2 protein-coding genes are annotated in these 1,633 nt (G+C 34.5%); both read right to left on the bottom strand.

Going from position 1 to position 1,633, the window contains the following annotated elements; all coding sequences use genetic code 11:
• Positions 1-201: 201 nt before the first annotated feature.
• On the bottom strand, positions 202-756 hold the full coding sequence (gene scpB, locus V7014_RS10480; RefSeq protein ID WP_335506885.1) for an SMC-Scp complex subunit ScpB: 555 nt from the start codon (positions 754-756) through the stop codon (positions 202-204).
• A gap of 7 nt (positions 757-763) precedes the next feature.
• Positions 764-1,522, bottom strand: a complete 759-nt coding sequence (locus V7014_RS10475) for a segregation/condensation protein A (protein ID WP_335506841.1) — start codon at positions 1,520-1,522, stop codon at positions 764-766.
• Positions 1,523-1,633: the final 111 nt, after the last annotated feature.

Genomic DNA, 1,633 nt, shown 5'->3' with positions numbered 1-1,633 from the left:
GTCTTAGTACCAGTTAGAATGGGATAGAACTCAAGTTTATTCAGATATTTAATGGCATTGTCATGATGTATCAAATCTTAAAATGTAAAAAGAACGAATAACTGATAGATGGGAAAACTCCACCACACCCACTTCCCTCTTATAGTAACATAATTCAGAAAGTACTGTCATATCAATCATTTGTTCTTTTACATGTAAATATTAATTTGGTAAACCAAAGAACAAGTCAGCTTCTCCTTGTTCTAATGCATCTTCACTTGTCTCTTCTAACGGCGGCAATTCTTCAATTGCTTTTAATCCGAAGCAATCTAAAAATTCTTTGGTCGTACCAAAAAGACGAGCTCTACCAGTTCCTTCTGCTCTTCCCACTTCTTTAATAAGCGCTTTAGCCATTAAAGTTTGCAAGGCACGATCCGTTTTTACTCCACGAATATCTTCAACTTCTGCCCTCGTAATAGGTTGCTTATATGCAATAATCGCCAATGTTTCTAATGAAGCTTGTGACAATCCTCCATTACTTGGTGATTCTACTAGCCTTCTTAAAAAATCAGAGTGTTCCTTCTTCGTTACAAGTTGAAAAACCCCACCCACCTCTATAATAGTGAGGCCTCTCTCACCTTTATTATACTGCTCTCTTAAATTTTCAAGTATATTTGTTGCTTCAAGGTCAGTCGTTTCTAGTACATTAGTAATTTGCTGTATGGATATTCCTTCATCTCCAGCTGCAAATAATAGAGCCTCTAGAATTCCCTGCATTTGATTTTTATTCACCGATCATGACACCTTCCTTACTCGCAATGAATAATTCTGCAAAATTGTTTTCTTGTTCAGTGTATATTTCATTTCGCTTGAGTAATTCCAGTATGGCCAAAAAAGTGATAACAATATGTCCTCGATCATGATATGGAAATAAGGACCCAAAACTTACACGTCCTGTTCTTGAACCAATTTCTTTCATTACTTCGTTCATGCGTTTTTCTATCGAAATTTCTTGCTTCGTTACTTTTGTATGTAACGGTTTTTGAAGTTTTTTACGTCGCAATAATTTATGATACGCGCCAAGCATATCGTACAACGAAACATTTAAATCAATATGTTGCATACTTGCATCTTTCATTAAATATGTTAAATCAGCTGGTGGCTTCGAAAACATTAAACTTCGTTCTTGTTCTAAACTTTTAAGCTCTTCCGCTACTTGTTTATACTTTTTATATTCTAATAGTTTCTCAACAAGTTCATCACGCGGATCTTCTTCATATGCAAATTCATTTTCATCCTCAAGATCTTCCTCATACTTAGGAAGAAGCATTTTACTTTTAATCGCCAGCAACGTAGCAGCCATTACTAAATATTCACTTGCTACATCCAATTCTAATTCTTTCATAGTATGAATATATAAGAGGTACTGCTCAGTAATCTCCGCAACTGGGATATCATAAATATCAATTTCCAATGTATGAATTAAATGTAGAAGTAAGTCAAGAGGACCTTCAAAAGCATCTATTTTCACGTTATAAATCATTTCATAACCACCGTCATCTAAAAATACAATAATATTAATAGTATAGAGGAAAATTCCACATTATCCAAGAGGGGATCGATAGGGAAGGAATGTAAAGTGAAATTTTAATCG

The organism is Bacillus sp. JJ722 (genome assembly GCF_036963345.1).
Lineage (GTDB): Bacteria > Bacillota > Bacilli > Bacillales > DSM-1321 > Bacillus_AD.
Note: the sequence above shows the minus strand (reverse complement) of the source record. Positions and strands in the feature narration are given on the sequence as shown.

What these genes read in the sequence shown, in the direction of transcription:
- scpB (WP_335506885.1), bottom strand. Translation starts at nt 756, where the DNA reads ATGCAGGGAATTCTAGAGGCTCTATTATTTGCAGCTGGAGATGAAGGA.
- V7014_RS10475 (WP_335506841.1), bottom strand. Translation starts at nt 1,522, where the DNA reads ATGATTTATAACGTGAAAATAGATGCTTTTGAAGGTCCTCTTGACTTA.